This window comes from Sphingomonas sp. SRS2, from assembly GCF_000971055.1.
Taxonomy (GTDB): Bacteria; Pseudomonadota; Alphaproteobacteria; order Sphingomonadales; family Sphingomonadaceae; genus Rhizorhabdus.
In genome coordinates, this window is sequence record NZ_LARW01000052.1 from 20,097 (window position 1) to 44,184 (window position 24,088).

Sequence of the window (24,088 nt, forward strand, 5' to 3'; positions counted from 1 at the left end):
CGGAGCCCAAGGGCGAGTGTGGGGGTGATTATGCGTGAAACAGGCGACCAGCCGGAACAGCTTCCGTCAGAGGTTTTCCCGGAGGGTGAGGACGCGCTCCGCACGCGGCGCAGCATGCTGCGGATCGGGGCGCTCGGCGCGGCGGCGGTGGTGACGGTTCGCCCCGGCATCGCCCAGGCGGCGACCTCGGCGCTCACCTGTTCGATCCCGGTGCCGCAGAGCACCCAGCCCAATAAGTGGATCAAGAATAACGGCGATGTCGTGAACCCTAATACGGGCAACAGCTTCGCCCCGCCCACCGCGCCCCTGAAGGGCGAGGATGTCAAGAACTCGCTGAAATATGGCACCAACTATCCGGGCTATAATTCGCAGAAAACCAGCGCCTATAATAATTACATCAAGAAGCTGACGATGGGGAAGCAGGGCTATACCTGCTATGCTTCGCTGCAGAGCCCCAGCCGTCAGTAGGCGGCCCTGTCGTGAGCTCGCAAATTTACCGCACAGACTTTCCCAATCAATGCCGGACGCACGCGATCGACGGGATGACGCTGATCTTCCATCGTCCATCCGGCATGACCCATTTCCTCGACAGCCCGGTGCCTGAGATGCTCGCCCTGCTCGGCGAGACACCAATGAGCGCCGCCGAACTGTCCGTCAGCCTGTGCACCCGGCTGGAAATGCCGCATGACGCGGAGGCGCTGGCGGTGGTCGAGGCGCGACTCGCGGAGCTTATCGCCACGGGCCTGGTCCAGGCCGGCTGATGCACAGCTTTTCCCTGCGAGTCGGCCCGATATCCTATCGGGTCGGATCGGCCTGGCGGGCGCCGATCGCCGCTCTGCGCCGTCTCTATGCCGGCTACCCCCCACCCGAGGGCGGCTTTGCGACGGTCACGGCGCGGATCGATGCGCCCCGCCCCTGGCGGCGCTGGATCCGCCCCCAGGTCGCGATCGGCGGCGATCACAGCCTGCCCGACACCGTACCGATGGCGCTGCGCCATGCCTTGCTGGCGGCCGAGATGGCGATGAATATGCAGGTCGCGCTGGGCGAGCGCCGTCATCTGCTGCTCCACGCTTCGGCGGTCGAGCGCGGCGGCAAGGTACTGATCATGCCCGGCGAGTCAGGATCGGGAAAGTCGACGCTGGCGGCGCTGCTCGGCGAATCGGGCTGGCGGCTGATGTCCGACGAATTCGTGATGATCGACCTGGCCGATGGCATGGTGCTGCCCTTTCCCCGCGCGATCAGCCTGAAGAACAGCGCGATCGCCGAGATGGAAAGCCACATCGCCGATCCAGAGCGCTTCGGCCCGCACCTCGCCGGCACGCCCAAGGGCGAGCTGCGCCATCTCCGCCCCAATGCGGAGTCCATCGCGCGGATGGACGAGCCGGCGCGGCCCGCGTTGATCCTGTTTCCCTCCTATGGCTTCGAGCCCGCGAGCGACGGGGTCAGCCGCTCCGAGCTGTTCGCGCGGCTGACCGAGGGGTCGACCAACTATGTGGCGCTGGGCCAAGCCGGCTTCGGGATGATGACGCGGATCGCCGACGCCATTCCCGCCGCGCGCTTCGCCTATCCCGACAGCGCGACCGCTATTGCGATTGTCGAGCAATTCTGCGCGGAAGTCGGGATATGAGGGACGCACGGCCGCTTGCCGTGGCGCTGGCCGATCCGGTCTCGGTGCTTCGCTTCACGTCCGATGAATGGACCGGTCTGCTCGCCATCGCGCGCGCCGAGCGGCTCGACGGCAGCCTTGCCTATCGACTTGCGGACCTGCCGCTGCCCGAACCGATCGCGCGCGCGTTGGAGGATGCACGCGCCCAGGCGGTATTCGGCCGCACCCAGGCGCTGTGGGAGGTCGAAATGGCGCGCCGCGCGCTGACGCCGATCGGCATCGAACCTATTCTTCTCAAGGGGAGCGCCTTCGCCTTTGCCGGGCTGCCCGCCGGAGTCGGCCGGCTGGTCGGCGATCTCGACATATTGGTGCCGCGCGACCGGCTCGATGACGTCGAGGCGGTGCTGTTAGGCACCGGCTTCGAGTGGGTCAAAACCGACACCTATGACCAAGCCTATTATCGCCGCTGGATGCACGAACTACCGCCGCTGGTGCACAGCGAGCGCGGCAGCATGATCGACGTCCATCATACCATATTGCCGCTCACCGCGCGTCGTACGCCCGATGCCGCCGCGCTGATCGCCGACAGCATCGGGATCGCGCCCGGCCTGCGCATTCTGAGCCCGGCCGACATGATCGTCCACGCGGTTACGCATCTCCTCGCCGACGGCGACCTCGCCGGCGGGCTGCGCAACCTGTGGGATATTGACCGGCTGCTGCGGCTGTTCGCGGCCTCTCCCGAATTCTGGACGAAGCTGCAGGTCCGCGCGGACCTGCACGAGATGCGCGAGCCGGTCGCGCTGGCGCTGCGTCTCGCCGACCGCGTCTTCGCCACCCCGGTCGAACCCCGGCTGGCGGGGCACGACCGGATGCGCGACGCACTGTTCATCCGCCGGCTGCTCGCCCGCGATGGCTGGGGGCGTTCGATCCGCCCGGTCAACCGGCTGGGCTTCTACATCCGATCGCATGCGATGCGGATGCCGCCGCTGATGCTCGCCCGCCATCTGTGGACCAAGGCGCGCTCGAAATGAGCGAAGACACGCTGCTCGTCCGCGAACTGCCCTGGACCGAACCGGCGGAAATCTTCGCCCGGCTGGCCGGGGCGCCTGGTATCGCCTTTCTCGACAGCGCCGCGACCGGCGACCCGCGCTCCACCGCATCCTATATCGCGGTCGATCCGGCGGCGGAGGTCCGGCTTGCGGCGGGCTCGATGGCCGAGGCGCTCGCCGTGCTGCGGCATCTGCATGTCGCGTCGAATGCGGTGGGCCCGCTGCCATTCACGGGCGGGCTGATCGGATTGCTGTCCTATGATCTGGGGCCGAGCGCGACGGGCGTCGGCAGCCGGCATCCCGCCGATCCCGAACTGCCGGCGCTCATCGTCCGCCGCTATGATCTCGTCATCGGGTTCGACCATGAAGCACGGCGCGCCTGGGGCTTCGCCCGGCCGCGCGACGGGATGGACGCCGATAGCCGGCTGGACCGGTTGCTGGCGCAATCGGCGCCGGCCCCCGCCGGCGATGCGGCCCCGCACTGGACCGAGGAGACCAGCCCGGCACGCCACGAGGCGATGATCGAGGCGGTGCTCGGCTATCTGCGGGCGGGCGATATCTATCAGGCCAATATCAGCACCCGCTTCGTCGCGGCGCGGCCAGCGGGCTTCTCGCCCGCCGCGGCCTATCTGGCGCTGCGCACGCGCACCCCCGCGCCGTTCGCCGCCTATCTCGACCTCGGAGAGGGCTGCGCACTCCTCAGCGCATCGCCCGAACGCTTCGTGCGGTGCGATGCCGATGGCCATGTCGAGACGCGGCCGATCAAGGGCACCGCGCCGCGCGCCGCCGACCCACAAGAGGACCGCCGCAATGGCGAGCGGCTCGCCGCATCAGCCAAGGACCGGGCCGAAAATCTGATGATCTGCGACCTGCTGCGCAACGATCTGTCGCAAGTCGCCGAGGAAGGCAGCGTCACCGTATCGCAGGTCGCAAAGCTGGAGCGTTTCGCATCGGTGTGGCACCTCGTCTCCGCGATCCATGCCCGGCTGCGCGAGGGGCAGGACGCCATAGACCTGCTGGCGGCCACCTTCCCCGGCGGATCGATCACCGGCGCACCCAAGCGCCGCGCTGTCGAGATCATCGACGAGATCGAGGAATCGGCCCGCGGTCCCTTCTTCGGCATCGTCTTCGCCCTGGGCGGCGATGGGGCGATGGACAGCATGATCGTGATCCGCTCGCTCGCCGTCACCGCCACCCGCCTGATCGCCCGCGCCGGCGGCGGCATCGTCGCCGACAGCGACCCGGCCGCCGAATATGCCGAGTTGCGCGCCAAGGTCGATCCGGTGCTGGGCGGCTGATAAAAGCTAATCGGCGGACTGCAGGCCCAGCAGGATCGCCACCGCCTCCGATGCCGCCTCGCCGGCCGCGACATTGTCGAGGCCCAGTTCATGCAGCATCGACCGGCCATGTGCGTTACGCATCAGTTGCACTGCCGCGGCACGCCGCCGGGCGGCATGGTCGTCAAGTGCGGGCAAGGCCGCGCGTACCGATTGGAGCATCTGGCTTTGCAACGACGCCAGCTCGCCCGAATCAGGGCGTCGCCTGTGCTGAAATGGCGAGAGACGGTCCGCTCGGTGACGCCGGCCCGGACAGCCACCCGGCCCATGGTCAACAGATCGGCCGCACTCTCGCGCAACATCGCGACGGCGGCATCGATAATGCGCCGATGGGTGAGATCCTTGTGGTTCCGCCTGATCGAGACATGGTCCTGGCCCATCTCTGTATTGATATTATAATACAGTGGAGCGTCAATCGCGGCATGTCCAAGGGCTGTGCATAACCTATATTGAATACGGCGTACCGATCTGTTACATAACATGAAGTTGTCAAGGATGGGACCGCCTGTGCGTGTACTGAAAGCCGCCTCCTGCTGTGATGGCGACGGCGTGAAGAAGACTGCCGCGACGCGCGTGTTCGAAGCCGCGCGTGACCTCTTCTATCATCGCGGCATCAGGGCGGTCGGCGTCGATGAGATCGTCTGCAAGGCGGGCGTCACCAAGCCCAGCCTGTACCGCGCCTTCGCATCCAAGGACGATCTGATCGCCGCATGCCTTGAGGAGAGCGGCCGCGAGAGCCGGGTCGCGCTCCAGGCCACGCTGGAAAAGGTCGGGGAAGATCCCCGCGCGCAAATCCGCGCCGTGGTCCGCCATTTCGCCAGCAAGGTCGCCGCGCCCGATTTCCGCGGCTGCGCGATGAGCAATACCGCGGTCGAGATTCCCGAACCCGGCCATCCCGGCCGTACGGTGCTGGAGAATTGCAAGGCCGATCTGCGAGCGACGATCGTCAACATCACCCGTCAGCTGGACATCGCTCGCCCCGAGGAGTTGGCCGATGGTCTGCTCCTGATCATCGAGGGCGGCATGGCGGCGCATCATATCTTCGGCAGCCAGGGCCCCTGCATGGCGATGGTCGCGACGAGCGACGCATTGGTCGACGCGCATCTCGGCGCAAAGATCGAGGTCTAACCGCCGTCGCCGACCGCCAGCGCGCGCGCCTCGATGGCGCGTAGCATGCTGATGAAACGATCGAGCTCCTCGACCGGGAAATGGTTGAATATGCGCCCCTCGAACTCGATCGCCTTGGGCGCGACGTCCGCATAGAGCTTCTGTCCCGCCTTGGTCAGCGTCAAAAGCCGCGAGCGGCGATCGGCGCGGTTGGGCGTCCGCACGATCAGTCCCCGGTCGACCAGCGCGATCGTCGCCCGGCTGACCGTGACTTTGTCCATCCGCGTCTTCGCGCAGATTTCCTGCTGGGTGACGCCGTCATTTTCGGCGACCACGGCAATGACCCGCCATTCGGGGATCGATAGCCCGAACAACGCCTCATAGGCGCTCGCGATCACGTCGCTGACGACGTTGGACGTCACCGACAGGCGATAGGGTATGAAATCGTCGAGGATGAGACTCTTGGCCGCCATGCGCGTTGGTAACATTTGACACGACTCCGGGCAAACATCTATTGGTGTCAAATGATACTATATGCGAGGCAGCCATGACCGACCCGAATCTCGAACCGCATCACAATCCGCTGGGGCTCGACGGCTTCGAATTCGTCGAGTTCACCGGCCCCGACCCCCAGGCGCTCGCCGCGCTGTTCGAGACGATGGGCTTCACCCATCTCGGCGATCACCGGTCGAAGAATGTCCGCCGCTATCAGCAGGGCGACATGAACTTCATCCTCAACATGGACGCCGGCGGCCAGGCCGCCGATTTCCGCGCCGCGCACGGGCCATCGGCCAACGCGATGGCTTTCCGCGTCCATGACGCCGCCAAGGCGCTGGAGAAGGCGGTCAAGCGCGGCGCGAAGAAGGTCGAGGGACCGGTCGGCCCGATGGAGCTCAACATCCCCGCGATCGAGGGGATCGGCGGATCGAACCTCTACCTGGTCGATCGCTATGGCGCGCAGGAAATCTACGACGTCGATTTCCGTCCGGTGCCCGGCGCGACGAAGGATCAGAATTCGGCGGGCCTCCACACGCTCGATCACCTGACCCACAATGTCCATCGCGGGCGGATGAATCATTGGGCCGAGTTCTACGAGCGCATCTTCAACTTTCGCGAAATCCGGTATTTCGACATCGAGGGGCAGGCGACCGCGCTGGTCAGCAAGGCGATGACCGGGCCCGACGACAAGATTCGCATCCCGCTCAACGAAAGCCAGGACGAACACAGCCAGATCGAGGAGTTCCTGCGCGAATATAAGGGCGAAGGCATCCAGCATCTGGCGCTGGCCACCGACGACATCTTCGCGACGGTCGACCGGCTCCGCGCCAACGGCGTCCGTTTCCAGACTTCGCCCGACACTTATTTCGACGGCATCGACCAGCGCCTGCCCGGCCACGGCCATGATATCGAGGAGATGCGCAAGCGCGGCATCCTGATCGATGGCGCACCGGAAACCGGCGGCGGCCTGCTCCTCCAGATCTTCACCGAGAATATGGTCGGCCCGATCTTCTTCGAGATCATTCAGCGCAAGGGCAATGAAGGTTTCGGCGAGGGCAATTTCAAGGCGCTGTTCGAGTCGATCGAGCAGGACCAGATTCGCCGCGGTGTCGTTAAGGTGGATTAATGTCCGACGGCCCGCGCTACTTCCCCGGCTTCGGCAATCACGTCTCGACCGAAGCGGTCGCGGGCGCGTTGCCGGTCGGGCGCAATTCGCCCCAGCGCGTGCCGTTCGGCCTCTATGCCGAGCAGCTTTCGGGGACCGCCTTCACCGCCCCGCGCGCCGAGAACCGACGGAGCTGGCTCTACCGCATACGCCCGGCGGCGAACCATCCACCGTTCAGGCCCTATGCGGCGGCGTCACTGCTTCGCTCGGCCCCCTTCGATGAAGCGCCGCCAACGCCCAATCGCCTGCGCTGGGACCCGCTGCCACTGCCCGGCGAGCCCACCGACTTCATCGATGGCCTGATCAGCATCGCCGGCAATGTCGGCGCCGGTGTGCATCTCTATGCGGCGAACCGATCGATGGAGCGTCGCGCCTTCTACAATGCCGATGGCGAATTGCTGATCGTGCCGCAGCAGGGGCGGCTGCGCATCGTCACCGAACTGGGTTTGATCGAGATCGAGCCGCTCCAGATCGCACTGATCCCGCGCGGCGTGCGGTTCCGGGTCGATCTGCCCGATGGCGCGGCCAGCGGCTATGTCTGCGAAAATTACGGGCCGGCCTTCCGCCTGCCCGATCTCGGCCCGATCGGCGCGAACGGCCTCGCCAATGTCCGCGATTTCGAGACGCCGGCCGCATGGTTCGAGGATGTCGACGCACCCACTGAGCTGATCCAGAAATTCCAGGGGACATTATGGACGACGACGCTCGATCATTCGCCGTTCGACGTCGTCGCCTGGCACGGCAATCTCGCGCCCAGCCGTTACGATCTCCGCCGGTTCAACACGGTGAACACGGTCAGCTTCGACCATCCGGACCCGTCGATCTTCACGGTGCTCACCTCACCCGGCGATATGCCCGGCACCGCCAATTGCGACTTCGTAATATTTCCGCCGCGCTGGATAGTGGCCGAGGGGACCTTTCGTCCGCCCTGGTTCCACCGCAATGTGATGAGCGAATATATGGGGCTGATCGAAGGCAGCTACGACGCCAAGGCAGGCGGCTTCGCGCCGGGCGGCGGATCGCTTCACAATCAGATGTCCGGCCATGGCCCCGATCAGGCGAGCTATGACGCCGCGATTGCCGCCGAGCTGAAGCCGCACAGGATTGATAAGACGATGGCGTTCATGTTCGAAAGCCGCAGCGTGTTGCGCCCCACCCGCTTCGCGCTCGAAACCCCGCTGATGCAGCTCGACTATGACGATGTCTGGACCGGCTTCACCAAGGCGGAGTTGCCGAAATGACGATGATCGACGACACCCATGATCCGGCGCTGACCAGCTGGGTACCCGGCGCCGATGGCCACGCCGACTTCCCGATCCAGAACCTGCCTTATGGCATCTTCTCGGTGGGTGGCGACACGCCGCGTCCGGCCGTCGCGATCGGCGACAAGCTGCTCGACCTGTCCGCGATCAGCGGGCTGCTGCCGGTCGAGGTGACGGGGAGCACGCTCAATGCGCTGTTCGCGATCGCCCCGGAACGACGAACGGCACTGCGCCGCAAGCTGTCCGAATTGCTGTCGGCCGGTCATCACAGCGCCGCGCTCGCCGCGCATCTTCACGACATCGCGGCGGTGACGATGCACCTGCCGGCTGCGATCGGCGACTATACCGACTTCTATGTCGGCATCCATCACGCCAACAATATCGGCCGCCAGTTCCGGCCCGACAATCCACTGCTGCCCAATTATAAATATGTCCCGATCGGCTATCATGGCCGCGCCTCGTCGATCCGCCCCTCGGGCGTGCCGCTGATTCGCCCCAAGGGGCAGCGCAAGCCGCCCGAAGCCGACGCACCGCTGTTCGGACCCTCGGCCCGGCTCGACTATGAGTTGGAGCTGGCGGTGTGGATCGGCCGGGGCAATGATCTTGGCGAGCCGATCCCGATCGACGAGGCCGCCGATCATATCGCCGGCTTCTGCCTGCTCAACGACTGGTCGGCGCGCGACTTCCAGGCGTGGGAATATCAACCGCTCGGCCCTTTCCTCGCCAAGAATTTCCATTCGACGATCTCGCCCTGGGTGGTGGCGGCCGAGGCGCTCGCGCCCTTTCGCACCGCGCAGCCCCCCCGGCCCGAAGGCGACCCGCGCCCGCTCGACTATCTGTGGGACGAGGCCGATCAACGAGGCGGCGCGCTGGCAATCGATCTCGAAGTCCATCTGTTGACCGCGAAGATGCGCGCGGCGGGAATGACGCCCCACCGCCTGAGCCAGGGCCCTGCGGCGAACATGTACTGGACCGTCGCGCAGATGGTCACGCACCACAGTTCGAACGGCTGCAACCTTCACCCCGGCGACCTGCTCGGCACCGGCACCATATCGGCCCCGACCGAAGACGGCTTCGGCAGCCTGATGGAGCTATCGCGCGGCGGCAGCCAACCGGTGAAACTGCCGGGCGGCGAGGAGCGCAGCTTCCTGTCCGATGGCGACGAGGTGATCCTGCGGGCGCAAGCGCGCGCCGAAGGCTATGCCCCGATCGGCTTCGGCGACTGCCGCGCGGTGGTGCTGCCGGCGCGATAGAGGTCAGAAGAACAGCTTGCGAAATTCAATCCGGATCGTTCGCCCCGCCGGGTCGAGATAGCCCGGCTGGTAGCGCAGCGGCGTCGCGCCGGTGGCGTCGCGGACCTTCTGCTGGCTGTCGAACAGATTGTCGACCCGCAGCGACAGGCGCGCGCCCTGCGCCCAGTCCGAATCGATCAGCATGGGAATCTGCGCCAGCTGGACGAACAGGCGGGCGTTGATCTTCGCATAGGGCGAGAAGCGCAGACTGCCGGTGGGCGATCCGACCGCGCCGTCGACGGTGGTGCCGCTGCGCCAGTTGGCGTTGATCCGCCCGCCGATGCCATTGTTGGCGTAGTTGAGCTGCGCTTCCAGTTCATGTTCGGCGGTGCCCCCGCTCGAACCCAGCGTGTCGCCCCTGAGCAGGTCGAGCACGGGCAGGCCCTGACGGATCAGCACCTCATCCTTGAAATGCCAGGTGTGGAACAGCGAGAATTGCAGGCGGCCTCCCTGTCCCGCGCCGCCGCCGGGACCACGCCCGCCGCCTCGCCCCCCAAAACCGCCCGGGCCACCGGGGCCGCCCGGCCTGCCCGCGCCTTGCCCGCCGCCGGGCCCGCCAGCTTGCCCGCTTTGCCCCGCTGCCTCGCGGGCGGCCTGGGCGGCGGCGCGGCGTTCCATCGCCTCCTTCGCGCGGCGGCTGTTGCGCATCGCCTCGATCAGCGCTTCGGAGGTCTTGAGCCGGTGGCTGAAGGTCACGCCCCATCGCAGCTCGCTGCTGCTCAGCCGCTCGAAATTGATCGGACGCGCATCGACCCGCACCAGATTGCCATCGGTGTCGCGGGTGAAGCGATCGGAAAAGGCCGCCTCGATTGCCGCGGTCGGCTCGGGAAAACCCGCAACCGCGTTGCGGATGCGGCTGTTGATATAGTTCGCGGTCAGGGTGATGTCGGCCTTGAAAGGCTTCGCGGTCAGCCCGAGCTTCATCACCCGGCGGCGATCGCCGTCGAGCAGCGGATTGCCGCCGCTGATCTGGCTGATATCCACGGTCGTCCCGCGCACATAGTCATAGGTGCGGACGTCGGGAGTGATGACGGTGGGATTGCCAAGCTGCTGGACGGTCGGCGGCGTGCGGTCCTCATTCATCGAGAAGATCAGGCTGACGCCCGATACCGGCTTCCAGTTCGCGCCATAGCCCCAGCCGCCGAGCGTGCCGAAATCCGAATAGCGGTCGGCGGTGGCGTTGACGTTGAGCGACAGATCCCCGATCGCGGCGAGGATATCGTCGCGCCGGCTCGTGATCGGCAGGTCGAAGCTCGCCTGGCCATTGAGATTGGTGCGCGACAGGTCGCTCGACGATACGACGCCCAGTCGGGTCGAGCTGGCGTCGAGCGCGAGTATGTCGAACCCGCCCTTGAAGCTGGCGTTGAGCGGGCCGGCCGGAAGCTGGGCGAGCGAACCGGCGGCGACGAAATCGACATTGCCGCTGTCCGATACCGATCTGGCGCGGTCGGTCAGCCGCGTGTCGAGCAACGCGGCCGGGATCGTCCCGAACGGGTTGAGCGCCGGATCGCCGGCTATGAGCCCGGCCTGAAGATCGGTGATGTCGATGCCGCGCACCGTGCGCGTCCGCGACACGCCATGGTCATAGCCGCCGGTCAGCGACATCCGCCATTTGGCGACATCCTTGTCGAGAGTGACGCCGAGATGGCCGGTATAGCCCTCGCTGCTCTGGGTGAGCGGATCGGTGCCCAGATAACGCAGCAGCGTCGCATCGGCGCCGAACGGCGAATAGGGGTTGGCCGCCGGCAGCAACAGGCTCGCGCCCGGAAGCCCGCGCAGCGAATCGCTGTCGGTGACGTCGAGCGTCGCGTTGATCGTTGCCGCGACGGTGCCGAAGATGTTGCGCGCATAGACCGAGTTGAGGCTGAGCGTCTTCTGTTCGGCCCTTATCGTACGGTAACGCCCGACATCGGTCCGGTTGGGACGGTTGGCGGTTCCCGCAAAATCGGCAAGCGATGGTACGCCATTGGCTGCGGAGACGGGAACCCCCGCGCTGGTGACGGGAGCACCCGCCAAGGCGCTTAGCGCCGGATCGATCTCGGCCCCATTGGGTATGCCGACGATGTTTCCGGTCGTGTCGAACGCCCGCCCGCCGCTGCGCGAAACGAGATTGCGCTCGGCCTCGGTGATCGCGGCAACGGCTTCATATTCGAGGTTGAGGTTGAAGCGCTGGTCCTGCCGGATGCGAAGCAGGTTGAGCTCGATCTCGCCCTGCCTGCCGCCGCCCTGGGTCGCCAGGCCGCCCTCGACCTCGCCCACGATCGAGCGGAAGCGGCGGCGCAGGACGATGTTCACGACGCGCTGATTGGCGCTGTAGCCATATTTGAGCGCGGCTTCCTCGGGCAGGATGTCGACCCGCTCGATCGCTTCTGAGGGGATGTCGCGTATCTCGGCGAAGCCCGAAATACGGCGACCGTTGAGCAGCGTCACCGGCTGCTCGCCGCGTCCGCGGTCGCTGCGCGTCTGTGGTGCGAGCTCCTCGAGCAGTTCAGCGACCGAGCTGACGCCCAGCGCGCGGATATCGCCGCTGTTCAGCTGGCGCTCGGGCGCGATATCGCCAATTACAGCGCCGCGTTGCCGCTCGCCGGTAACGGTAATCTCGGCACCCTCATCAAACTCCGCATCGTCCTGCGCGCCGCGCGGCGGCTCGACGGATTGCGCGACGGCCGGCGCGCCACCGGAAAGCACGGCCAGCAGGACGACACATGCGCTACCAGACCACCTGTTCAACCGCACCAAGATACTCCCGCCCGAATCACTATACGGGCGCTCTTAGCCGATAATTCTGACGGGATATGTCAGGGGTGAAATGAGCCGCGGCTCAGATAACGTTGAACAGCAGCAAGGCGACGATGATGATGCCCGGAACGCCTAGCAACCACAGGATAATGCCTTTGCCCATCTCACTCTCCCAAAGGGCGGAATTCCTTTCGAACCCGCCAGATCACAACGATAGCGTTCGGCTGCTGTTCCATGTTGTTGCCGCGTCCGCAGGGGCCGGTCAGTGGCGCGCACGGCACTCGCCCGAGCAGCGCCGGATAGGGCGGTAAGGGCTTATCTTTGCCCGCCACTGCTTTTATACCGTGGGCATGACCCCGTTCGCCCAGGCCAGGCTCGCCGCGCTTCTGCTTCCCGCCGTGCTGATGACCGGCGCGCTCGGTTCGCAATATATCGGCGGGCTGTTTCCCTGCGAAATGTGCCACTGGCAGCGCTGGCCGCACGAGGCGGCGATCGCGCTGGCGCTGTTCGCCTTTCCGCTGCGCGAACGCCCCTGGGGCCGCATCCTCGTCGCGCTGGCGATCGTCGCGATCCTGATCAGCGGCGCGATCGGCCTGTTCCACGCCGGGGTCGAATATCACTGGTGGCAGGGGATCACCCGCTGCGCTGCGCCGGTCTCGGGCGCGTCGAGCACCGATATCCTCGCGCAGATCATGGCGACCCCGATGATCCAGTGCGACGTACCGCAATGGACTCTGTTCGGCATATCGCTGGCCGGCTTCAACGCGATCTTCTCGATCCTCGGCGGCCTCGGCATCGCCGCATTATGGGCGCGCCGCGCATGAGCACCACCGACACGCAGCGTAAAGCCATGATCCGCGTCGACCAGGCCGGCGAATATGGCGCGACACGCATCTATGCCGGGCAGTTGGCGGTGATGGGGCAACGCACCGACGAGGCCCGCGCAATCGCGCGGATGGCCGAGCAGGAGGCGCGTCACCGCAAGGTCTTCGATGCGATGATCGCCGAACGCGGCGTCCGGCCGACCGCGCTTCAGCCGCTGTGGAACGTCGCCGGCTTCGCCCTAGGCGCGGCGACCGCGCTGCTCGGGCCGAAGGCGGCAATGGCCTGCACCGCCGCGATCGAGACCGAGATCGACCGTCATTATGGCGAACAGCTCGACCAGATCGGCGACAGCGATCCCGAGTTGTCCGCCACCATCGCCGAATTTCGGGCCGAGGAAGTCGAGCATCGTGACGCCGCCATCGCGGCGGGCGCGGAACAGGCGCCCGCCTATCCGCTTTTATCCGGTGCGATCAGGCTCGGCTGCCGCATTGCCATCGGCCTGTCGCGGCACATATAGTCGACAGACATCACAGGACAGGACCGCGCCGATGAAGACGACCCGCTTTCTTTCTCCGGCGCTGGCGATGATCGCCGCTCTCGCGTCGATCGGCCCTGTCTCCGCTCCGGCCGTGGCGCAGCGCGCCGAACGGGTGCTGACGATCTTCGGCACCGATCCCTGCCCGACGAGCAATGGTGAGGAAATCGTCGTCTGCCGCCGCATGCCCGAGGCGGAGCGTTATCGCATCCCCGAAGAGCTCCGCCGGACACAGGGCCGTGAAAGCGAGACCTGGGGCGACCGGGCGTCGAGCATCGAATATGTCGGCAAGAGCGGCACCAACAGCTGCTCGCCGAGCGGATCGAGCGGCGCGTCGGGCTGCTTCCGCGAAATGGCGCGCAAGGCCTGTGATGAGGACAAGGCCGACGGCAAGAAGTGCGGGATCAAATTCTGACGACGCGCCTGACGCCCCGTCACCCCAGCGCAGGCTGGGGTCTCGGGCGGCGCGGACGGATTTTAGGTCGCGACCCACGCCCGAGATGCCAGCCTGCGCTGGCATGACGACGGGATTCGATCCGTTCAGCACCCCGAAAGCCGTTCGCGCGTTAGCTTGATCTATGAAACTGGCCCTCCTCGTTCCGATGCTGCTCGCCGCGGCCCCGCTGTCCGCCGCGCCCGAGACCCCGGCGCTGCCCGGCGAAGCGCCGCCGCCGCGCGTCAGCACGCTGGTCGTCTACGGCGACGATCCCTGTCCGCGCAGCAAGGATGACGAGATCATCGTCTGCGCCCGCCAGCCCGAGAGCGACCGTTTCCGCATCCCCAAGCAGTTCCGGAAGAAGAAAACCGAGGACGGATCAGGACAAAGCTGGACCGAGCGGACCCGGACGCTCGACATGGTCAGCAAGAAGGGCCTGCCGAACAGCTGCTCGCCGCACGGGTCGGGCGGTCAGACAGGATGCATGCGCCAATTCCTCGAAGCCGCGCGGGCCGAGCGCGAGGCTGCGAAACGGGGAGAATAGCGACGAGGCATCGCCAGGATGCCGATCGCCAGTCCGGCGACGACGAGCTTGGCGCCACATTGAAAACAGGGGCGTTCTCTCACCTACACATGCCGGGAGCCGCTAACATGCAGTCGAGGATGTCGCATGGACAGCCGGCCGCGCTCGCAGACTGCGCAGTATCGCACTCTTCCGATTTTGCGCGGATCGCGTATATTTCTCCCCAAGAGGTGAAGCGGTGAAGGCGATTGATCCGGACCTGTTGCTGAGAGCCTATTCCATCGGGGTGTTCCCGATGGCGGACAGCCGCGCGGCGGATGACGTCTATTGGGTCGAGCCCAAGAAGCGGGGCGTATTGCCGCTCAACCGCTTCCGCCTTTCGCGCTCGCTTGCAAAAACGATCCGTTCGGATCGTTTCACCGTGACGGCCGACAAGGCCTTTCCCGAGGTCGTCGCCGAATGCGCGGCGAGCACAAGCGACCGTCCCGACACCTGGATCAATCCCGCAATCGAAATCGCCTATGCAGATCTCCACCGGCGCGGCCACGCCCATTCGATCGAGACCTGGCTCGATGGTCGGCTGGTCGGCGGGCTATATGGCGTCCGTCTCGGCGGAGCATTCTTCGGCGAGAGCATGTTCAGCCGCGAGAGCAACGCGTCGAAGGTCGCGCTCGCCTGGCTGGTCGCGCGGCTGAAGGCAGGCGGCTTCCACCTGCTCGATTGCCAGTTCATCACTGATCATCTCCAGTCGCTCGGCGCGATCGAAGTGACCCGCGACGATTATGTCGCGCTGTTGGATTCGGCGCTGGGCGTGGCGGGCGGCGCGATGGGCCGGGCCGCGGGCTGGTCCTCGCCCGATTTCTTCGCGCTCGACGCCTTGTCGCCCGATGGCGGCGCGACCGATCCCGAGAGGCGGACCGTGTCGGGACCGATATCAGGATGCACCATCGTGCAGCTCTTGGGCCAGACATCGTAGACCGGATCCTCGACCGCGTTGAGCGACGGCGATTCCTTGTACAGCCAGCCTGAGAAGACCCGCCGCCAGCTGCCGTCGCGGCTCCGCACATCGGTCTGGACGAAGGCGCCGGTCAGCTTCTGGTCCTCCCAGGGGGCCGTCGTCTCGCAGGCGCGCAGCCGGATGACGACATCGCCGACGCGGATCGCCTGACCGGGACGCAGCGTGAGGTCGCGCGATTCGCCATTGCGCTTGTTGAGCAGGCCCAGCACCGCGACGCGCTGGCCCAGCGGCGTCCCTTCGCTGACCAGCGGCTTGTCGGGAATCTTCTCGGCAACCGCCTTTGGGGCCGCCGGGGCCGCGCTGTTGCCGCTCTCGTTCTCGCCGGCGGGTGCAAGCGCTGTCGCCACGGCCTGCTCGTCGGAGGGGATCGCCTCGATTGCGGGCTGCTGCTGGCTCGAGGCCTGCCACGCGACAACACCGGCAAGGCCGCCGAGCGCGACCGCGCCCAGCAGTATCCGGTTCACGGCTTAGGCGCTTCTTCGGCCGGCGCCTTGCTATCGCCCGACTTGTTGATGAACTGGCCGACCATGCTCATCAGATCCATCGCGCCCTGGGTATCGGCGATCGTGTCGCCATCCTTGAGCGCGACGGTTTCGCCGCCCGGGATCAGCGAGACGAAGGTCGCGCCGAGAAATCCTTCGGAGGTGATCGCGGCGCTGCTGTCGGCGGGCAGCTTGACCGCCGGATCGAGCGCCAGCGTCGCTTTGACCTGAAAGCTCTGCGGGTCGAGCGCCTGGTCGCTCACGGTGCCGACCTTCATGCCCGCGACGCGGACCTCGCTGCCGACATTGATGCCGGTCGAGTTGGGGAAGAGTGCGGTGACGTGGATCGCGCCTTCCTTCGTGCCGCCGCCGGTCTTGGTCCAGGAGAACCAGACGAACCACGCGGCGAAGACGACCACGAACAGGCCGACCAGCGCCTCACCGATATTCTCACGAAATAGCGACTTCATGATTCAGATCGGGCTCCATGCCTCATAATCGCCGGTAGCAGCGGCGCGGACGCCGCCTTTCTCCAACGCGCCAGACGGCCGATAGGCCGCTTCGGTTCCGGTAAGATTGGGCAAGGGCATCTTCTGCCAGCTGCGCGGCTGGGGCAGCTGATCAGGGGTCATGTCGGTGCTGTTGTGCAGCCAGCCATGCCATTCGGGCGGCACGCGGCTGGCGTCGTTCGCGCCCGAATAGATGACCCAGCGGCGCTTGCGCCCGTCGGTCGCCTTGCCACCCTCGAAATAGACATTGCCGAGCGAATCCTCGCCCACGCGGCTGCCATTGAACTTGCTGAACAGGAGCGTGCCGATCGTGGCGCCGTCCCACCAAGTGAAGATCTTCTTGAGCATGGAACCCCGCTTAGCGGGTGCCCGCTATCACAGCAACCGTTTAGGGCCACTCTCCCCATCGTCATCCCAGCGAGAGCTGGGATGACGGGACAAGCCTTATTTCGGCCAGCTGACCATATCGCCCTCGGCGATGCCTGCGGCTGCCGCGCCGCCGCCGATGATCTCCAGCACCGCCGCCACCGGCTCCCCCGATTCGATCGGATCGAGCTTCTCGGGGACAGCGTTCGCCGCGATCCGGGCGATCGTGCCATCGGGGCGGATGAAGATGAGATCGAGCGGGATGTAGGTGTTTTTCATCCAGAAGCTCGCCGGACGCGGCGGCGTCATCGGAAAGATCATCCCACCATGGTCGGGGAGGCTGGTGCGGTACATCAGCCCGCGCGACTGCTCCTGCGCAGTGGCCGCCACCTCGACCTTGTAACGGACGACGCCCTTCGCGGTGCGCACTTCCAACGGGACAAGCCGGACGCCGTCCTGCTCGGCGCTCTGGGTTGGGCGCGCCGCGGTCGGCCCGCAACCGGCGACAGCGAGCGACGCAAGGGCGATGACTCCCAGCAGTCGTACGGCGCGCATCATGGTCAGTCGGCGATCAGTTCCACCGCGAGCGGGCCCTTGCGGCCATCGGCGATGCGCGCCTTCATCCGTGTTTCGGGCACGAGATCGGCAAAGCCGGCGCGGCGCACGGTTTCCATATGAATGAAGATGTCCTGGGTATCGCCTTCGCGGACCAGAAAGCCATAGCCTTTCAGCCGGTTGAACCACTTGACGATCACCACCTCGGCCTCGCCCGCGTTGTCGATCAGATCGACGGGATCAACCCGGTCGGCGTTCCGCTTGGCGATCAGGTCGGGATCGGGGCCGGTCGCGGTCGACAGGTCGATGGCGAGGATGCGGCGCGCCTGAAGCCCGCGGTCGCGCGCCACCACTTCACAGGCGATGCGCGCGCCTTCGGGCAGCGTACGGCGGCCATGATCGCGCAGCACGGAAAAATGGACGAGCACGTCGCCCTTGTCGCCGTCAGTGGAGATGAAGCCGAACCCCCGGGTGGCATCAAACCATTTGACCGCCCCCACGACGGTCTCGGCGGGTTCGCCTGTAGACATCGACAAGCGTTCCTGATCACTGTCCAGGCTGACGTCGCGCAACGTTACAGACGCAACAGACTTTTCATTCATCGTCGAGACACCCGCTGCTTGCACAGCCTGTTAACATATAGCGCCACTGAAACGAAGCTATTCCGATTCCGGCTTGACGCCATCGCCGGTTATGCCGCGCTGATCAATATGCTTCTTCCCCGGGATCCGCGCCCAGCACGCGCAGGATGATATCCATCGGATGTCCGGCGCGCGCCATGGCGGCGATCCAGCGTCGCTTTTCCGCCATATCCGGGGTGCGGCCCGAAAAGGGCCCGATTCGCTTGCGCCGCGCATAGCCGGTCGCCGCGTCCTCCGCCCCCTCGCCGATCCGCTCGCGCAGCTCGCCGGCGACATCGTCACCGATCCCGGCGGCGCGCAGCGCCGTGCCGATCCGGCGCGCGCCATAGCCGCGGCGCAGCAGAGACTCCGCGCGTGCGCTGGCGAAGGCGCGGTCATCGACATAGCCGTGCTGGCTGAACCGCTCGACCAGCGCCTCAACCGGGGCCTCGCCCTCCCCCGCCCAGCCACGCTCGCGCACCTTGCGGCGCAGGAAAGCAGCCAGTTTCGCCCTGGTGGTGGCGTAGCGCGCCGCATAGTCGAGCGCGGCGCGTTCGAGCGCCGCATCGTCATAGGGCTTCGGGGTTCTGGGGGCGGATCGGGGCATGCGCCATGATTGTGCCACAGTCGGGCCGGATTTTGAACGCGGGCTTGCGCGAATGCTTCAGGATTATGGCAAGGCTGCCCGGCGGCCGGCGGCAACCCCAAGGGGAGTCGCGGTGATGCTGGACCGGGTAGATGGCGCTTCGGGATTGCAGAGGAATGACAGTATAATGGCATTGGTGCCGACGCCGACAGTGGATGCGCTGCCGCGCCGTTTCGCCGATTTCGCGACCTTGGGCGCCGCTCTGGACTATGCCGCTACCGGCGTCCGCGGCCTCAATTTCCATGATGCGCGCGGAATCCTCGTCCAGCCCTACAGCTATGCCCAGCTGCGCGCCGATGGCCTGGCCAATGCCGGGCGGCTGATTGCGGCCGGGATCAAGCCCGGCGACCGCATCGCGCTGGTCGCCGAGACCGGCACGCATTTCGCCGCACTGTTCTTCGGCGCGATCTATGCCGGCGCATGGCCGGTGCCGCTGCCGCTGCCGACCTCGTTCGGCGGCAAGGACAGCTATATCGAACAGCTCAGCGTCCAGCTTTCGAGTTCGGACCCGACGATGTTCCTCTATCCGGCCGAGCTGGAAGAGATGGCCGCCGCCGCCGCGCAGCAGCGCGGGGTACAGGGGCTGAGCTATGAGGCATTCGAGACGCGCGACGCGGTCGAGGCGATTCTGCCGCAGGCGTCGCCCGACGATATCGCCTATCTGCAATATTCGAGCGGCTCGACCCGCTTCCCGCACGGCGTCGCCGTCACCCATCGCGCGCTGCTCAACAATCTCGCCGCGCATTCGCATGGCATGCTGCTCGAGCCGCAGGACCGCTGCATCAGCTGGTTGCCCTGGTATCATGACATGGGTCTGGTCGGCTGCTTCCTGTCGCCGATCGCCAATCAGGTCTCGACCGACTATCTCAAGACCGAGGATTTCGCGCGCCGTCCGCTCGCCTGGCTCGACATGATCAGCCGCAACGAGGGCACCTCGATCAGCTACTCGCCGACCTTCGGCTACGACATCTGCGCGCGCCGCATGTCGAGCCAGACCAAGGCGTCGGACCGTTTCGACCTGTCGCGCTGGCGGCTGGCCGGCAACGGCGCCGACATGATCCGCCCCGATGTGATGCAGGCCTTCGTCGACGCCTTTGCCGAGGCGGGCTTCAGCGCCGGGGCCTTCCTGCCAAGTTACGGCCTGGCCGAGGCGACGCTGGCGGTCTCGATCATGCCCCCGGGCGAAGGCATCGTCGTCGAACTGGTCGAAGAGACCCAGCTCTCGGGCGGCGACCACAATCAGGACCGCCCGCGCCGCTTCCGCGCGATCGTCAACTGCGGAAAGCCGGTGCGCGACATGGCGGTCGAGATCCGCGACGACGATGGATCGGTGCTGCCCGAAAAGATGATCGGCAAGCTGTGGGCCAAGGGCCCGTCGATCATGACCGGTTATTTCCGCGATCAGGAGGCGACCGACGCCTGCATGGCCGACGGCTGGCTCGACACCGGCGACATGGCCTATATTTCGAACGGCTATATCTTCATCGTCGGCCGCGCCAAGGACATGATCATCATCAACGGCAAGAATCACTGGCCACAGGATATCGAGTGGGCGGTCGAGCAGCTGCCGGGCTTCAAGGCAGGCGACATCGCCGCCTTCGCGATCACCACCCCGGGCGGCGAGGAAACCCCCGCGGTGCTGGTTCAGTGCCGCACCTCGGACCCCGCGGAGCGCGCCCGCCTGCGCGACCAGATTCGCGACAAGGTCCGCGCGATCACCGGCATGCATTGCGTTGTCGAACTGGTGCCGCCGCGCACCCTGCCGAAGACCAGTTCGGGCAAGCTGAGCCGCGCCAAGGCCCGCAACCTCTATCTGTCGGGTGAGATCCAGGGCTACGACATCGCGGCTTGAGGGCAGCCTGAAGAGCCGCAGGATGCGGTTGGCGGCCTGTGCGATGATCGCACTGTCCGTGGCGGGCGCGGCCACCGCCGCAACGCTCGATCCGCTCGGCGATCCCGCGCAGTTCCAGCGCGATATCGAAGAGATCAACCGCAAGCCCCTGCCCGATGGCGAAGCGCTCGCCCGTGCGGTGGGCGCCGCTGTCACGGCCGACGCGCGCCAGCGTGGGCGATGCGTACCGGCGAAGCTCGTCATCGGCGCGCTTTCGCCCGTCACCCTCGACGGCATGGTCACGGCGACGATCGCCAGCGGCCAGATCGAGAATGGCTGGGTGACGTCGGTAAAGCTCGAAGACTGTCCGCCTGCCGCCCCGATCCGCATCTTGCTGTTCCGCATGGCCGACGGCGTGACCCTGCAGGGCATCTTCTCCGGTCAGGGCGAAAGCCTCGCCTGGCCCACCCTCGCCCGCGAGGGGCTCCGCGCCACGGTCGGCCATGCCGTCGACAAGCTTCGCCGCGCCGATCCCAAATGCGCGCCGAAGGATATGACCGCGACCGACGTCAAGGTCGTCGATCGCAGCGCCGATCTGGGGCCGGACGTCTATGGCATCCGCCTCAAGGGCTCGTGGCGCGAGCTATGGACCTTCGAGCCGTGCGGCCACCGCATCACCGTGCCGATCGCCTTCCGCACCAACGGCGCGGGCGGCGCCTATTGGGACATCGACGGCGGCGGGATCGTCTATCTGCCCTGAGCGCGCCGCCACAGCGGAGGTGGAGCCGGCCCGGGTTCCAGCCGAACGGTGGCAATTCCACCGATGGCGGCCGCGGCCTCCGCCGTGGCGACGAAGCTTTGGCCTTCCAGCCCCTTGCGCTCCCACGCACCCCCCGCTATGTGCCCGCTCTCTCGGACCCGGAGGAGTGTAGCTCAGTTGGTAGAGCATCGGTCTCCAAAACCGAGGGCCGTGGGTTCGAGTCCCTCCACTCCTGCCATTTTCTGATGGTAGTTGGGTAAGGCCGACGGGGTCGAGAAAACGAGGTCAAGGTCCGCGGCCGCAAGGCTGAAAAGCGGACTGAGGCCTCGTGTCGTTATTTTGGAAGCTTTGATGGGCAATCGCCCGTCAAATTGGTGGTAGGCGAGGACGTGGCGAAGACTTCACCCGGCGAGTTCATCCGGCAGGTCAAGGCAGAGACGGCGAAAGTCGTCTGGCCGACCCGCAAGGAGACCGTGACGACCACCATCATGGTGGGAATCATGACGCTGCTGCTGGGCCTGTTCTTCTTCGGTCTCGACCAGGCCTTCGCGGCGATCGTGAAGTTCCTGCTGTCGCTGCTGGGCTAATACGGAGAATTAGGCGTTCATGGCGCGCTGGTACATCATTCACGCCTATTCGGGCTTCGAGAACAAGGTCCGGGAGCAGATCCTGGCTGACGCCGCGCGTATGGGGCTCGAGCAGCTTGTCGAATCGGTGGAAGTGCCGACCGAGAAGATCACCGAGGTCCGCCGCGGCAAGAAGATCACTTCGGATCGCAAGTTCTTCCCCGGCTATGTGCTGGCGAAGCTCAGCATGAACGACGACGTCTATCACCTGGTGAAGAACACGCCGAAGGTGACGGGCTTTCTCGGTTCGATGGGCAAGCCCCAGCCGATCAGCGAGGCGGAAGCCGCGCGCATCCTGAACACCAAGGAGGAGGCCGCAGCGGCCGCCCCCAAGGCGAAGCTCAAGGTCGATTACGAGATCGGCGATGCGGTCAAGGTGCTCGACGGCCCCTTCGCCAGCTTCAACGGCGTCGTCGAGGAGCTCGATTTCGATCGCAGCCGCGTCAAGGTGTCGGTGTCGATCTTCGGCCGCGCGACCCCGGTCGAGCTCGAATTCGAGCAGGTCGAACGCGTTAAGTAAGCATTTCCGGTTAGAACCGGAATTGGCGTCTTTCAGGCGCCGCCCAGTGCGGGAGAAGGTCTCTGGCCTTCGCATGGACCGCTAAACTTGAACCGGCCGGACCGCTTGCGGACCGGCCAACTACAGAGTGAGAAACATGGCAAAGAAGATCACGGGCTATATCAAGCTCCAGGTGCCCGCTGGAAAGGCGAATCCTTCGCCGCCGATCGGTCCCGCGCTCGGTCAGCGCGGCGTCAACATCATGGACTTCTGCAAGGCGTTCAACGCGCAGACCGGTGATCAGGAAGTCGGCACGCCGCTTCCGACCGTCATCACCGTCTATGCCGATCGCTCGTTCAGCTTCGTCACCAAGACGCCGCCGGCCAGCTATCTGATCAAGAAGGCGGCCAACCTGAAGTCGGGCTCGAAGGAGCCGGGCAAGGTCGTCGCGGCAAAGATCAAGCGCTCGCAGCTCGCGCAGATCGCCGAGACGAAGATGAAGGACCTGAACGCCAACGATATCGAAGCGGCGACCCGCATCATCGAAGGCAGCGCCCGCGCGATGGGCCTCGAAGTGGTGGAGGGCTAAGACATGGCCAAGCTCAGCAAGAAGCAGAAGAATCAGGCCGGTTCGGTCGACGCCAACAAGCTGTACGACGTCGATGCGGCGATCAAGCTCGCCAAGGCGAACGCCACCTCCAAGTTCGACGAGACCATCGAAGTCGCGCTGAACCTGGGCGTCGATCCGCGCCATGCCGACCAGATGGTCCGTGGTGTCGTGACGCTGCCCAAGGGCACCGGCAAGGACGTCCGCGTCGGCGTGTTCGCGCGCGGCGCCAAGGCTGAAGAAGCCCTCGCGGCGGGTGCCGAAGTCGTCGGCGCCGAAGACCTGCTCGAGACGATCCAGGGCGGCACGGTCGATTTCGACCGCTGCATCGCGACCCCGGACATGATGGGCCTCGTCGGCCGCCTGGGTAAGATCCTGGGTCCGAAGGGCCTGATGCCGAACCCCAAGCTCGGCACCGTCACGATGAACGTCGCCGAAGCCATCAAGGCGGCCAAGGGCGGCCAGGTCGAGTTCCGCGTCGAGAAGGCCGGCATCATCCATTCGGGTATCGGCAAGGCCAGCTTCCCCGAAGCCGACCTCCGCGCCAATTTCGATGCTTTCGTCGACGCGATCGTCAAGGCACGGCCGACCGGCGCCAAGGGCAAATATCTCCAGAAGGCCGCCGTCAGCTCGACGATGGGCCCGGGCGTAAAGATCGACACCGCCGAACTCGGCGTCTGATCTATCCGCCTTTCGCCCGCGAGGGTGGACTATAAGACCGCGACGGAGCCCCGGCTTCGTCGCGGTTTTGTTTTTTGCCCCCCCCCCGGCATGGCGAACGATCGTCGGGATTCCTTACACAGCCCGGCTTTCTCAAAGGGCGGCGTCGTCCAAAACCACCCAAAATCGGCAGTTTTCCAAACTGGCACGCTTCTCGCATGGATATTTGGCGAACCCGTTGCTTCGGGCGCGCAGGGGCTAGGGTTGGGGGAGGTTTGATCCGATGGTGAGTACCGCATTCCGGGGGGTTATTGCGCTGTTTGCCACCCTCGTGATCGCCTCCCCCGCCTGGGCTCAGCTTGGGCCGCTGCAGGCATGGCTGCGGAACGTTCCGCAACCCAGTGCGCTTGTCGTGTTCCTGATCGCGGTCGGGGGCGTTTTCGTCGGCCGTTATGCGAGCCGGACGCGCCGGGATCCGTAGTTTGCGTTGAGTTTATTTGCGTTCGAGTTCGCGTTTTCCCCTGTAGCGTTGCTC

30 protein-coding genes, 1 tRNA gene and 1 pseudogene are annotated in these 24,088 nt (G+C 65.9%); 22 read left to right on the forward strand and 10 right to left on the reverse strand.

All coding sequences use genetic code 11. The annotated features are described in order from the left end of the window. The first annotated feature begins 30 nt into the window (after positions 1–30). The 5 genes from WP12_RS03640 to WP12_RS03660 are packed head-to-tail and all read left to right on the forward strand — an operon-like array spanning position 31 to position 3,953. On the forward strand, positions 31–468 hold the full coding sequence (locus tag WP12_RS03640) for a hypothetical protein (protein WP_052730191.1): 438 nt from the start codon (positions 31–33) through the stop codon (positions 466–468). Positions 469–479: 11 nt separating this feature from the next. After that, positions 480–761 (forward strand): HPr-rel-A system PqqD family peptide chaperone, encoded by a 282-nt coding sequence (locus tag WP12_RS03645; protein ID WP_046192407.1) that lies wholly within the window; start codon positions 480–482, stop codon positions 759–761. Continuing rightward, positions 761–1,627: an HprK-related kinase A gene (locus tag WP12_RS03650; protein ID WP_084690944.1), complete on the forward strand. Its 867-nt coding sequence runs from the start codon at positions 761–763 to the stop codon at positions 1,625–1,627. The genes WP12_RS03645 and WP12_RS03650 overlap by 1 nt, the downstream gene beginning before the upstream one ends. Next, entirely contained in the window at positions 1,624–2,637 is a 1,014-nt protein-coding gene (locus WP12_RS03655) for a nucleotidyltransferase domain-containing protein (RefSeq protein WP_046192409.1), read from the forward strand. Before WP12_RS03650 ends, WP12_RS03655 begins: the two co-directional genes overlap by 4 nt. Beyond that, entirely contained in the window at positions 2,634–3,953 is a 1,320-nt protein-coding gene (locus tag WP12_RS03660; protein ID WP_046192436.1) for an anthranilate synthase component I family protein, read from the forward strand. Before WP12_RS03655 ends, WP12_RS03660 begins: the two co-directional genes overlap by 4 nt. Positions 3,954–3,959: 6 nt before the next feature. On the opposite strand, the gene WP12_RS25470 is transcribed toward WP12_RS03660, so the two are convergent. Both WP12_RS25470 and WP12_RS26410 read right to left on the reverse strand, forming a co-directional pair. Then, positions 3,960–4,154 carry a hypothetical protein gene (locus WP12_RS25470; RefSeq protein WP_046192410.1) on the reverse strand — a complete coding sequence of 65 codons (195 nt, stop codon included), beginning with the start codon at positions 4,152–4,154 and terminating at the stop codon, positions 3,960–3,962. Then, positions 4,076–4,474 carry a helix-turn-helix domain-containing protein gene (locus WP12_RS26410; RefSeq protein ID WP_443027850.1) on the reverse strand — a complete coding sequence of 133 codons (399 nt, stop codon included), beginning with the start codon at positions 4,472–4,474 and terminating at the stop codon, positions 4,076–4,078. Before WP12_RS26410 ends, WP12_RS25470 begins: the two co-directional genes overlap by 79 nt. Positions 4,475–4,541: 67 nt before the next feature. On the opposite strand from WP12_RS26410, the gene WP12_RS03675 reads away from it, so the two are divergent. Further along, positions 4,542–5,120 carry a TetR/AcrR family transcriptional regulator gene (locus WP12_RS03675; protein ID WP_235398941.1) on the forward strand — a complete coding sequence of 193 codons (579 nt, stop codon included), beginning with the start codon at positions 4,542–4,544 and terminating at the stop codon, positions 5,118–5,120. On the opposite strand, the gene WP12_RS03680 is transcribed toward WP12_RS03675, so the two are convergent. Next, positions 5,117–5,572 carry a MarR family winged helix-turn-helix transcriptional regulator gene (locus WP12_RS03680; RefSeq protein ID WP_046192412.1) on the reverse strand — a complete coding sequence of 152 codons (456 nt, stop codon included), beginning with the start codon at positions 5,570–5,572 and terminating at the stop codon, positions 5,117–5,119. The genes WP12_RS03675 and WP12_RS03680 overlap by 4 nt on opposite strands. Positions 5,573–5,646: 74 nt before the next feature. Here WP12_RS03680 and hppD point away from each other — a divergent pair, with 74 nt between their 5' ends. From hppD to fahA, 3 genes are read left to right on the forward strand one after another with little or no spacing between them, the layout of a single operon-like run. Further along, positions 5,647–6,723, forward strand: coding sequence for a 4-hydroxyphenylpyruvate dioxygenase (gene hppD, locus WP12_RS03685; protein ID WP_046192413.1), 1,077 nt, complete (start codon positions 5,647–5,649; stop codon positions 6,721–6,723). Next, positions 6,723–8,003, forward strand: a complete 1,281-nt coding sequence (hmgA, locus tag WP12_RS03690) for a homogentisate 1,2-dioxygenase (protein WP_046192414.1) — start codon at positions 6,723–6,725, stop codon at positions 8,001–8,003. Before hppD ends, hmgA begins: the two co-directional genes overlap by 1 nt. Next, positions 8,000–9,277: a fumarylacetoacetase gene (gene fahA / locus WP12_RS03695; RefSeq protein WP_046192415.1), complete on the forward strand. Its 1,278-nt coding sequence runs from the start codon at positions 8,000–8,002 to the stop codon at positions 9,275–9,277. The genes hmgA and fahA overlap by 4 nt, the downstream gene beginning before the upstream one ends. Before the next feature lie 3 nt (positions 9,278–9,280). On the opposite strand, the gene WP12_RS03700 is transcribed toward fahA, so the two are convergent. Continuing rightward, positions 9,281–12,052: a TonB-dependent receptor gene (locus WP12_RS03700; protein WP_235398942.1), complete on the reverse strand. Its 2,772-nt coding sequence runs from the start codon at positions 12,050–12,052 to the stop codon at positions 9,281–9,283. 353 nt (positions 12,053–12,405) lie between these two features. On the opposite strand from WP12_RS03700, the gene WP12_RS03705 reads away from it, so the two are divergent. The 5 genes from WP12_RS03705 to aat all read left to right on the forward strand — a co-directional run bounded on the left by WP12_RS03705 (position 12,406) and on the right by aat (position 15,350). Then, positions 12,406–12,879: a disulfide bond formation protein B gene (locus WP12_RS03705; RefSeq protein WP_046192417.1), complete on the forward strand. Its 474-nt coding sequence runs from the start codon at positions 12,406–12,408 to the stop codon at positions 12,877–12,879. Further along, positions 12,876–13,397, forward strand: coding sequence for a demethoxyubiquinone hydroxylase family protein (locus WP12_RS03710; protein WP_046192438.1), 522 nt, complete (start codon positions 12,876–12,878; stop codon positions 13,395–13,397). The genes WP12_RS03705 and WP12_RS03710 overlap by 4 nt, the downstream gene beginning before the upstream one ends. A gap of 31 nt (positions 13,398–13,428) precedes the next feature. Beyond that, positions 13,429–13,830 (forward strand): hypothetical protein, encoded by a 402-nt coding sequence (locus tag WP12_RS03715; RefSeq protein WP_046192418.1) that lies wholly within the window; start codon positions 13,429–13,431, stop codon positions 13,828–13,830. A 163-nt stretch (positions 13,831–13,993) separates the two neighbouring features. After that, on the forward strand, positions 13,994–14,395 hold the full coding sequence (locus WP12_RS03720) for a hypothetical protein (protein ID WP_046192419.1): 402 nt from the start codon (positions 13,994–13,996) through the stop codon (positions 14,393–14,395). 217 nt (positions 14,396–14,612) lie between these two features. Next, a complete protein-coding gene (aat, locus tag WP12_RS03725) occupies positions 14,613–15,350 on the forward strand; it encodes a leucyl/phenylalanyl-tRNA--protein transferase (RefSeq protein WP_046192420.1) in 738 nt (245 codons plus the stop codon). Positions 15,351–15,385: 35 nt separating this feature from the next. Here aat and WP12_RS26305 read toward each other — a convergent pair. The 6 genes and pseudogenes from WP12_RS26305 to WP12_RS03755 form a co-directional block, all read right to left on the reverse strand. Beyond that, a pseudogene (locus WP12_RS26305) lies at positions 15,386–15,856 on the reverse strand (DUF2155 domain-containing protein); the annotation flags it as partial. Then, positions 15,853–16,344, reverse strand: coding sequence for an outer membrane lipid asymmetry maintenance protein MlaD (mlaD, locus tag WP12_RS03735; RefSeq protein WP_046192422.1), 492 nt, complete (start codon positions 16,342–16,344; stop codon positions 15,853–15,855). The gene mlaD and the pseudogene WP12_RS26305, both read right to left, overlap by 4 nt. A 3-nt stretch (positions 16,345–16,347) precedes the next feature. Next, positions 16,348–16,731 (reverse strand): NADH:ubiquinone oxidoreductase subunit NDUFA12, encoded by a 384-nt coding sequence (locus tag WP12_RS03740; protein WP_046192423.1) that lies wholly within the window; start codon positions 16,729–16,731, stop codon positions 16,348–16,350. A 96-nt stretch (positions 16,732–16,827) separates the two neighbouring features. Next, positions 16,828–17,307 carry a DUF192 domain-containing protein gene (locus tag WP12_RS03745; protein ID WP_046192424.1) on the reverse strand — a complete coding sequence of 160 codons (480 nt, stop codon included), beginning with the start codon at positions 17,305–17,307 and terminating at the stop codon, positions 16,828–16,830. A gap of 2 nt (positions 17,308–17,309) precedes the next feature. Then, the gene (locus WP12_RS03750) at positions 17,310–17,834 is read right to left on the reverse strand and encodes a cold-shock protein (protein ID WP_046192439.1); all 525 of its coding nucleotides are present in this window, start codon (positions 17,832–17,834) and stop codon (positions 17,310–17,312) included. Positions 17,835–18,009: 175 nt separating this feature from the next. Continuing rightward, on the reverse strand, positions 18,010–18,531 hold the full coding sequence (locus tag WP12_RS03755) for a regulatory protein RecX (RefSeq protein ID WP_046192425.1): 522 nt from the start codon (positions 18,529–18,531) through the stop codon (positions 18,010–18,012). Positions 18,532–18,697: 166 nt separating this feature from the next. Here WP12_RS03755 and WP12_RS03760 point away from each other — a divergent pair, with 166 nt between their 5' ends. The 8 genes from WP12_RS03760 to WP12_RS03795 all read left to right on the forward strand — a co-directional run bounded on the left by WP12_RS03760 (position 18,698) and on the right by WP12_RS03795 (position 24,034). Next, the gene (locus tag WP12_RS03760) at positions 18,698–20,422 is read left to right on the forward strand and encodes a fatty acyl-AMP ligase (protein ID WP_046192426.1); all 1,725 of its coding nucleotides are present in this window, start codon (positions 18,698–18,700) and stop codon (positions 20,420–20,422) included. Positions 20,423–20,465: 43 nt separating this feature from the next. Further along, positions 20,466–21,161, forward strand: a complete 696-nt coding sequence (locus WP12_RS03765; protein WP_235398943.1) for a hypothetical protein — start codon at positions 20,466–20,468, stop codon at positions 21,159–21,161. A gap of 162 nt (positions 21,162–21,323) precedes the next feature. Next, a tRNA-Trp gene (locus WP12_RS03770) sits at positions 21,324–21,399 on the forward strand. A gap of 151 nt (positions 21,400–21,550) precedes the next feature. Beyond that, positions 21,551–21,748: a preprotein translocase subunit SecE gene (gene secE / locus WP12_RS03775; RefSeq protein WP_046192440.1), complete on the forward strand. Its 198-nt coding sequence runs from the start codon at positions 21,551–21,553 to the stop codon at positions 21,746–21,748. 19 nt (positions 21,749–21,767) lie between these two features. Continuing rightward, positions 21,768–22,307, forward strand: a complete 540-nt coding sequence (gene nusG, locus WP12_RS03780; RefSeq protein WP_046192428.1) for a transcription termination/antitermination protein NusG — start codon at positions 21,768–21,770, stop codon at positions 22,305–22,307. Positions 22,308–22,443: 136 nt separating this feature from the next. After that, a complete protein-coding gene (gene rplK, locus WP12_RS03785; RefSeq protein WP_046192429.1) occupies positions 22,444–22,875 on the forward strand; it encodes a 50S ribosomal protein L11 in 432 nt (143 codons plus the stop codon). A gap of 3 nt (positions 22,876–22,878) precedes the next feature. Beyond that, complete coding sequence (rplA, locus tag WP12_RS03790) at positions 22,879–23,574, forward strand: 50S ribosomal protein L1 (protein ID WP_046192430.1); 696 nt, start codon at positions 22,879–22,881, stop codon at positions 23,572–23,574. 262 nt (positions 23,575–23,836) lie between these two features. Then, positions 23,837–24,034, forward strand: a complete 198-nt coding sequence (locus WP12_RS03795; RefSeq protein ID WP_046192431.1) for a hypothetical protein — start codon at positions 23,837–23,839, stop codon at positions 24,032–24,034. Positions 24,035–24,088: the final 54 nt, after the last annotated feature.

Excerpts from the sequence above, each read along its gene's own strand:
- WP12_RS03640 (WP_052730191.1), top strand. The coding sequence starts at position 31 with ATGCGTGAAACAGGCGACCAGCCGGAACAGCTTCCGTCAGAGGTTTTC.
- WP12_RS03650 (WP_084690944.1), top strand. The coding sequence starts at position 761 with ATGCACAGCTTTTCCCTGCGAGTCGGCCCGATATCCTATCGGGTCGGA.
- WP12_RS03655 (WP_046192409.1), top strand. The coding sequence starts at position 1,624 with ATGAGGGACGCACGGCCGCTTGCCGTGGCGCTGGCCGATCCGGTCTCG.
- WP12_RS03660 (WP_046192436.1), top strand. The coding sequence starts at position 2,634 with ATGAGCGAAGACACGCTGCTCGTCCGCGAACTGCCCTGGACCGAACCG.
- WP12_RS25470 (WP_046192410.1), bottom strand. The coding sequence starts at position 4,154 with ATGCTCCAATCGGTACGCGCGGCCTTGCCCGCACTTGACGACCATGCC.
- WP12_RS26410 (WP_443027850.1), bottom strand. The coding sequence starts at position 4,474 with ATGTTATGTAACAGATCGGTACGCCGTATTCAATATAGGTTATGCACA.
- WP12_RS03680 (WP_046192412.1), bottom strand. The coding sequence starts at position 5,572 with ATGGCGGCCAAGAGTCTCATCCTCGACGATTTCATACCCTATCGCCTG.
- hppD (WP_046192413.1), top strand. The coding sequence starts at position 5,647 with ATGACCGACCCGAATCTCGAACCGCATCACAATCCGCTGGGGCTCGAC.
- hmgA (WP_046192414.1), top strand. The coding sequence starts at position 6,723 with ATGTCCGACGGCCCGCGCTACTTCCCCGGCTTCGGCAATCACGTCTCG.
- fahA (WP_046192415.1), top strand. The coding sequence starts at position 8,000 with ATGACGATGATCGACGACACCCATGATCCGGCGCTGACCAGCTGGGTA.
- WP12_RS03705 (WP_046192417.1), top strand. The coding sequence starts at position 12,406 with ATGACCCCGTTCGCCCAGGCCAGGCTCGCCGCGCTTCTGCTTCCCGCC.
- WP12_RS03710 (WP_046192438.1), top strand. The coding sequence starts at position 12,876 with ATGAGCACCACCGACACGCAGCGTAAAGCCATGATCCGCGTCGACCAG.
- WP12_RS03715 (WP_046192418.1), top strand. The coding sequence starts at position 13,429 with ATGAAGACGACCCGCTTTCTTTCTCCGGCGCTGGCGATGATCGCCGCT.
- WP12_RS03720 (WP_046192419.1), top strand. The coding sequence starts at position 13,994 with ATGAAACTGGCCCTCCTCGTTCCGATGCTGCTCGCCGCGGCCCCGCTG.
- mlaD (WP_046192422.1), bottom strand. The coding sequence starts at position 16,344 with ATGAAGTCGCTATTTCGTGAGAATATCGGTGAGGCGCTGGTCGGCCTG.
- WP12_RS03740 (WP_046192423.1), bottom strand. The coding sequence starts at position 16,731 with ATGCTCAAGAAGATCTTCACTTGGTGGGACGGCGCCACGATCGGCACG.
- WP12_RS03745 (WP_046192424.1), bottom strand. The coding sequence starts at position 17,307 with ATGATGCGCGCCGTACGACTGCTGGGAGTCATCGCCCTTGCGTCGCTC.
- WP12_RS03750 (WP_046192439.1), bottom strand. The coding sequence starts at position 17,834 with ATGTCTACAGGCGAACCCGCCGAGACCGTCGTGGGGGCGGTCAAATGG.
- WP12_RS03755 (WP_046192425.1), bottom strand. The coding sequence starts at position 18,531 with ATGCCCCGATCCGCCCCCAGAACCCCGAAGCCCTATGACGATGCGGCG.
- WP12_RS03760 (WP_046192426.1), top strand. The coding sequence starts at position 18,698 with ATGGCATTGGTGCCGACGCCGACAGTGGATGCGCTGCCGCGCCGTTTC.
- WP12_RS03765 (WP_235398943.1), top strand. The coding sequence starts at position 20,466 with ATGATCGCACTGTCCGTGGCGGGCGCGGCCACCGCCGCAACGCTCGAT.
- nusG (WP_046192428.1), top strand. The coding sequence starts at position 21,768 with ATGGCGCGCTGGTACATCATTCACGCCTATTCGGGCTTCGAGAACAAG.
- rplK (WP_046192429.1), top strand. The coding sequence starts at position 22,444 with ATGGCAAAGAAGATCACGGGCTATATCAAGCTCCAGGTGCCCGCTGGA.
- rplA (WP_046192430.1), top strand. The coding sequence starts at position 22,879 with ATGGCCAAGCTCAGCAAGAAGCAGAAGAATCAGGCCGGTTCGGTCGAC.
- WP12_RS03795 (WP_046192431.1), top strand. The coding sequence starts at position 23,837 with ATGGTGAGTACCGCATTCCGGGGGGTTATTGCGCTGTTTGCCACCCTC.